Origin of the sequence: Companilactobacillus nantensis DSM 16982, assembly GCF_001435815.1 — a bacterium.
Lineage (GTDB): Bacteria > Bacillota > Bacilli > Lactobacillales > Lactobacillaceae > Companilactobacillus > Companilactobacillus nantensis.
Genome location: NZ_AZFV01000053.1, coordinates 1 through 7,579 on the forward strand (window position 1 = coordinate 1; position 7,579 = coordinate 7,579).

Annotated in this window: 4 protein-coding genes; all 4 read right to left on the minus strand. The window is 36.4% G+C overall.

Features of this window, described 5'->3' with window-relative positions:
• Nucleotides 1-50: 50 nt before the first annotated feature.
• The 4 genes from FD31_RS13255 to FD31_RS13270 all read right to left on the minus strand — a co-directional run bounded on the left by FD31_RS13255 (nucleotide 51) and on the right by FD31_RS13270 (nucleotide 6,549).
• Nucleotides 51-2,585 carry a YfhO family protein gene (locus FD31_RS13255; RefSeq protein ID WP_057893265.1) on the minus strand — a complete coding sequence of 845 codons (2,535 nt, stop codon included), beginning with the start codon at nucleotides 2,583-2,585 and terminating at the stop codon, nucleotides 51-53.
• A gap of 1,025 nt (nucleotides 2,586-3,610) precedes the next feature.
• Nucleotides 3,611-4,549: an aldo/keto reductase gene (locus FD31_RS13260; RefSeq protein WP_057893266.1), complete on the minus strand. Its 939-nt coding sequence runs from the start codon at nucleotides 4,547-4,549 to the stop codon at nucleotides 3,611-3,613.
• Nucleotides 4,550-4,602: 53 nt separating this feature from the next.
• A complete protein-coding gene (locus FD31_RS13265; RefSeq protein ID WP_057893267.1) occupies nucleotides 4,603-4,932 on the minus strand; it encodes a hypothetical protein in 330 nt (109 codons plus the stop codon).
• 264 nt (nucleotides 4,933-5,196) lie between these two features.
• Complete coding sequence (locus FD31_RS13270) at nucleotides 5,197-6,549, minus strand: FAD-dependent oxidoreductase (protein ID WP_057893268.1); 1,353 nt, start codon at nucleotides 6,547-6,549, stop codon at nucleotides 5,197-5,199.
• Between the last annotated feature and the right edge of the window lie 1,030 nt (nucleotides 6,550-7,579).

The following is a 7,579-nucleotide window of genomic DNA, read 5'->3' on the forward strand; positions in this document are numbered from 1 at the left end:
ATAGCGACCTAAATTTCTTGTTCATGGAGGCGGCATTAACCACACATTAATTAAGCCTCTTTTTTCTTTCTTAAATAATTAAAGCTGAAAAACATTCCGACTGAGACTGCTGAAATTATCCAGCCTAATTTTAAACCTGGTACTTGATAATTTAAGACAACTTTGTGGTGGCCTGTTTTTAAATCGATTGCCATCAAGTTATCGACGACTTTATGTAGTTTGACTTTTTTCCCGTCAACGTATGCATTCCAACCGTTATCATACGGAATGCTCAACAATAATGGTGAATCTTTTTGAACGTCGATTGTGCCTCGAACTGTATCGTGATTTAAATCAGAAGTTATCTTCAAAGAATTACTTCGGAAATTTCGTAATGACTCTAAGAAGGCTTTTTGATCTAATGATTGGAAATATTCAGGGTTTAAATCTAAGGACTTGTTAGTTAAAATTTTCACTTCAACTCTGGTGTTCTTTTTAAAGTGACCTAATCTTAACGTAGCGGCGCTATACACGTTGATTGAACTAGTCTTTACTTCTTTGCCATTCACATAAATCTTAGCTTTATCGTAATTCATTGGTGACACGTAGAAATACATTGGTCCACTGGCACGTGTTGTTAATTGATACGTATACAACGTCTTATTTTTCACATTGGCCTGTTGCATACTGTTGACCGACGCATTCTTCAAATACTCATAACTATTGCCGCTCAATGATTGCCAAAGTCGATCTTGATTATCCAAGGCTCGTTTGGAATACATTTTAAATCCATAGACATCGGGACTGACTAGAAAGCCTAACGTTGGCGCATTGTAGTTCTCTTCAACATAATAATGGTTATCCCACTGGCGAACTCGATAATAGACACCTAGCAAAGCATTAGTTAAATTTGTTCCACCAAAATAACTGACACGACGGACATTGAGACTGTAATATCCTAAATTATGCATCATCGTCAGCGTATCTTGATTCAACGTTGAACTATAAAGACTGACACCATTAATATTGAATAAAATTGGATCATTGTAATTATTATATTTTTCGGGGAAAGCCTTATTCAAGCCTGACTTGGAAACAATAATTCGATGGCCTAAATGACTTCGGTCTTTAACGTTTTTTAAAATTGCATCTTCTTTGGCAAATTCAGCTCGATAAACTAATTGATTACCAAAACCGGCAGTACTAATAACTGAATTAAAGTTAGCAATTACTTCAAACGTAATCATCAAAATAATTATGCTCAAGAATTTCCGATTGCGATTCAAAGCTAATAAAATCAATCCTGAAATAATAATACAGACGATACTTAACCAAAAATAACGACCATCATATTGCCGATTAGGAGTACCAAAACCTAACTCTTCAATAATTCTCGGTAGTAACCACTCCGTCGAATAACCGATACAAACTAAAATCCCTGCCAAACATGTACTTTTAATAATCGTTCCTGCATCGTGAAAAACACCACTGTCAAATGCTTTATAAGCGATAAAAATACATGCAAATGAAAAGATGAAGCTATTACGGAATGGAAAGCCGGCTGGATTTTGAAACATGTGCCAAACCGTATTGAACGTTGTCACAAACATGCTGACAAGTAACGTTCCAATCAACAAGGTTGAATACCACTTATCTTTGTTGGAAATTCGGTCACTAACGAAAAAGGCAATTACTAAAATTAAGATTGTTGAAGTCATAAACACCGATGGCCCGTGCTCCAAACGTTGATCAAATGTATTCCCGCCAATGCCTAACTCCGTCAAAGCTTCCAAGCCAAAACGTGCTGATGGTAAATAATTCAAGACATCAAACGAAGTCTTGGCTGTTTTTAACATCCCAACCAACGTTGGAACCAAGACGACGGCCGAGCTAAATCCAGCTAAAATTGACGTTACTAAATAATTACGAATCACCCGCCATTTACCGTTAGTTTGAAAAAGATTGTTTTCTAAACTAAGGTAAATAAAAAAGCAGACTGAAAAGATGCACAGCATATAACCTAAATAATAATTAAAAATAATTGCTAAAAGGATCGAAAAATAATACAGTACATACTTTTGTTCCTTGACGACGTGCATCACACCAACCGCCACTAATGGCAACATTATCAGCGCATCGAGCCACATCAAATCATAAAAATATGAGGCTACGAATCCACAAAAACTGTACGCAATTGTGAACATATAATTAGCAACAATATTTTTTTGAAAATACTCCTTCAAGAAGTAAGCCATCGCAACGCCCATTGTTGAAATTTTCAACATAATAATAATATTGGCAGCTGCCGGAACTCCTTTAGGACTGAACAAAACCAGCAACAAATTGAATGGAGACAATAAATAGTAGCTAATGACCGGGAAAAAATTATCGCCCAGCGATTGGCTGAATAAATACAAATGGAAATTGCCCGAAACTAGTTGTCGCCTTAGTTCGGTCAAAAATGTTAAATATTGGGTACCTAAATCACTGCTTAAAAAGTTGTTACTACCGAATGGCACTAATCCGGCATAAGCAAAGATAATTGAAATAATAACTAGATTAAGAAAAAACGCTCCAGAATAATACAGGATATTACGTTTTGACATTTTTTAGGATCTCCATTCGTATACATACTAACTATTCAAATAATATTGGATAACGTGGCGAAAAGCAAAAAAATAACGACAAAAAAGACTTGCTTACGCAAGTCTGTCATCATATTTGATTTCATATAAATTACCTCATTTTTAATTAGTATTTGATTTTGCTTTGAATGTGAATCTAATGGTTTTGATTCTTGTATTTTTGTATTTTTGTTTATTGGTGAGTTAGTTCAAAAATTTCTTTTCGTTGTGACTTCTAATCATCTTAGTGCACGCAGCTGCCAAGACAGATACACCCGTTAGAACGAGAATTGGATGTTTTTTCATATGTTTCACCTCGTTTTTCGTATAGCCATATTTGACTATGGATACATAGTAACGAGAGATTATGAAGTTGATTGTAGGAAAGTTTGAATTTAGTGTGAATTTTGGTTTTCCGTCTCCGGGAGAGAGAAAAAATATAGGCTGCTGTGGGGACCGAGTCGAGCCAAGGTCTCGCCTCTCGATTTTGAACTTCGCACAGACCGCGAATTTCAAAACTCGTCCCGTGGTGTAGGTGCTAAAGCACCAACGCCACCTGCACTGCTGCCTATATTTTTGCTCTCTCCCTCCGGCTATTTTGTTGTTTGTTAGTTTATATGTAACGCGTTGTGCTAGTTAGTTTATCACAACTAATTCCAAGCTTATCATAATTAAACATACTTCAACCATTTCAAGAAATTTAGATTCATGTAAAGACCTTAGTCGGAAGAATCGAGAATAGTTACTGGCTGTGACAGTGGTGTTAGTGCGGGTGATTTTCCCGTACTTACAGCACCGGGCGTGTTTGGAGACTCGCTTGCGAGGCTTCAAGCCGAGGTCTGAGACCTTGGCTCAGACCGGTCCGCATAACCAGTAACTATTTCTCGATTCTGGAGACGGCATATTTAACTAGCACTACGCGATATGTAATGAAGATTAAAACTTACTTACAAATAAAAAAACAGTTGTCATAAAATCAAACAACTGTTTCATATACAACTACAATACTAATCCGTCATATCTTTTTCCCACTCACGAATCGTTGAAATGCCTGCTTCTTTGGCTGAGTTTTCCAACGCCTGAATTTCATCATCTTTCAAACTGATTTTTGCTACATTTGCAGCATCTTCAACTTGTTCTACTTTGGTTACTCCAATAATTGGGAATGTTCCCTTGGCAATTGCCCATGCCATAGCAATTTGAGCTGCTGACACATTGCGTTTAGCTCCAATTTCAGCTAGGACGTGATTTAAGCCTGATAATTCCCTTAACTTACTATTATATTTAACAGCTCGCTGACTGCCCGCTGGGAATGGGTGGTCTTCGTCATACTTACCAGTCAAAGCGCCTTGCTCTAAAACCATATAAGAGAAGAATTTGATGCCATTTTCTTGGCAATATTCCAAAATTCCAGCTTTTTCTGAAGTTCGATCCAACAAACTATAGTGATTTTGGACGGCTGAAAGTTTAATTCCAGCATCGCCTAAAATTTCAACAACACGTTTGATTTCGTGTAAATCATGATTTGAAACTCCCACGTGCTTAACTTGTCCACTCTTAACTAATGGAATAATTTTGGGTGTCCACAATTCGACATCATCGTCATTGTGAATCCAATAGTAATCGACATAATCGGTTTTCAAACGTGCTAAACTTCCAGCAAACATTTCATTAACAGAATTCTTGTTACCCGGATCAGCCATCATTGGTGTGAATTTTGTTGAAATAAACAAATCTTGCCGTGGCGTATTTGCCATTAAGTCGCCTAAAATTGTCTCCGATTTGCCTTTGCCATACGCATAGGCGGTATCCCAAAGATTCAAACCTGCCTTAATACTGGCATTATAAACATTTTTAAAATGGCTTTCATCATAATCATTTCCAAAATAATTGGCACTATCGCCCCAAGCCCAAGCTCCAAGTGCTAATTTAGGTAATTCTGTCATTGTTATTGCCCCCATAAATTATCTAGTGGTTTATACCAATGACAACTATAACATTATTTATATTTTTCCATGTTACTTATGAATTCCGCCAACAAGGCCGGATCAACTTCTGAATCCGTTCGTAATTTTTGTGTTAGCCATTCGCCTAATTGATAGTAATTAGCGCGATCTAGTTGAAATTTTTGGGCATAAACATAATGAATCGCAGCTTCATATTTACGATGAAGTAACAGGTTATCTAAATCAGTAAAAATTTTTCCTTTCTGATTTTGTTGCTGTTGATAAATAATTTCAGTCTTAGGGGAGCCCTTCTTACCAGCTATCATCCCTAGACCTTCTGCAAATGACTTAACTTGCCGCAAAATAAAATCATTATCATCCATTAAATTTATCCTCATTTCTGAATTGATAGGACCATTTTGATTCATTATATTCTGAAATCTGACCGTTTAATTAAGAAATTCCATAATGTACTTGCCTCTGGAAGTGACTTATCATCACCACTGTATTTAGACTATATGAGATTTTAAAATTTTAAGCATCTTATATTCGCAAAAATTAGTTGGAAAATTAAAGATGACACAAAAAAGAAGCAACCAAAAATGGCCACTTCTTTCGATTGATTATTTCTAATCAGGGAGTAATTATTATTCAGCTACTTTAGAATCAGCTTTTTCCACAGCTGCACCAGCTAAAGCACTGACATAGTTAACTGGTTTATCAAAGTTTGGTTGGAACAAAAAGTCGACCATTGATAATTCATCAATCGTAACTTTCTTTTGAATAGCTAATGATAACAAGTTAGCTGATTGTGATACGTCATACTTACTTGTCAAAGCTCCACCTAAAACGACTCTTGTTTCAGGTTCCCATACTAGGTTCATTAAAACAGGTGTTGTTGTTAACATAAATTCTGGACGATAGTTATCTTCGAGAGAAACTGTTTCAACATTCTTGCCTAATACTTCAGCGTGATCTTTTGTCAATCCACTGGCTGCGTATGTTCTGCCAAATAGTTCAACAGCTGAACTTGCTTGTGTTCCCATGTATGCGGCAGTATCTTTTTCAATATTCTTACCTACTAAGATACCTTGACGCACTGAGTTTGTTGCTAGTGGAATATATTGGTTATCATTTGTTGGATTGTAGTGAACTGATGCTGCATCACCGGCTGAGAAAACATCTGGTTTACTTGTGTGCATATACTTGTCGACAATCAAAGCACCATTTGGAAGTGTTTCGAATTCATCAGCAAACATCTTAGTATTAGGACGGAAGCCAACACACATAACGGCGATATCAGCTTCATAAGTATTCTTATCAGTCTTAACGATTACACTATGGTTAGTTTCTTCAAATGACTCAACTTTTTCACCCATACCTAATGTAACGCCGTTATCAACATAGTCTTTTTCAGCCACAGCTGACATATTAGGGTCAAAATTCTTTGCTAAAACGTGTGGTAAAGCATCAATTAAAGTAGTTTCTTTACCAAGAGTTGAATAACCTTCAGCTAATTCCGCACCGATATAACCGGCACCAATAACGATAGCACTCTTGATATTTTGAGCATTTTCTTTCAATTCGTTGGCATTTGTCCAGTTCTTGCAAAGCATAACACGGCTTGAGTCAATGCCTGGAATTGGAGGAACAACTGGAGCAGAACCTGTTGTAATAACCAATTTGTCATATGGTTGTTCGAAAGTTTCCCCGCTAACTAGGTTCTTAACAGCTAATTTTTTATTATCAAAATCAATATTTGTAACATCGTGTTGCATGTGCATGTGAGCGCCCAATTCAGTCAATGCTTCCGGACTAGCATAGAACATTTTGTTTGGATCTGAAACACGATCACTGACCCACAATGCAATCCCACATGATAGGAAAGAAAGGTTATCATTGCGTTCAAAGACAGAAACTTCCCAATCAGGATGTTCCTTCAAAATGTTCATTGCTGAGAATGTTCCGGCGTGAGTACAACCTACAATACTTACTTTCATAATAAAAACCACCCTTTTTTTATTTATATTATAGTTAACATCCTATCATAATTAAAGCGCTTACACGATATTTAAAAAAATATATCAAAAATATAAAAAATAAGAATGTTTACTACAATTTTGGTAATTTACGCCACATTTCTACAACTTGTGAGTATTATTTTGCCCAAGGCTGAGAAAAACAGCTTACCAGTATAGTCTCACAAAATTCAATTAATATTCTTTTAAAAACAAATAAATATTTTTTCTAAAAATGGATTTAACTGTTTAAACATATGTGCTATATTATAGTCGTGAAAGAGGTACAGATATGATCAATACAATTCCTTCCTTTTTTAACTCTTAATAAAGGTTGCGATACACATCCTCATATCGTTGACCTAAAAATTACTTGCGTTTCAAATGAGAGTTGCCCCCCTCAATCAATTCTCATTTGAATGCTATCCCATTACGATGATTTACTTTGAATGCTTTCGTTTAGTTAACAAATCCCTCTCTATTTGACAAATATGGAAACCTCACAAGCATTCATATCTCACCTCCGACACTACTGGTAATGCCACTACACATTCTTGTAGTAAAAAAACATGCCCGTCCCCCCAAGATGAGCTGTTTTTTTTGTCTTTTTTCGGGAAACATGCCGCATCCGATAGTGCGGGACTGTTGCCTGCGCTGGACCGCCTTGAGCCACGGTCTCAAGGATAGGTTCTGAACTTCGAGAAGATCACTCGAATTTCAAAACACGTCCTTCAATAAGAGCTAAAGCTCTAACTGAATTTTCACTGCTGGCACAGTCCCGCACTATCGGATGCTAGATATTTTTTGTTTTGGTTGATATTACTGGATTTTAAGTAATTTTTAGTAAAATCAGTATTTGAACTTTCACTAAATTGAAATCCTGTCCAAATATAACGAATATTCCTAACACAATACTTCAAATCAACTGCCATAACGGTAACCAATCATCCTACCCAATACACTAGCCGGAGGTGGCAAGAAATTCAGGCAGCAGATCGAGTAGGAGGTAACT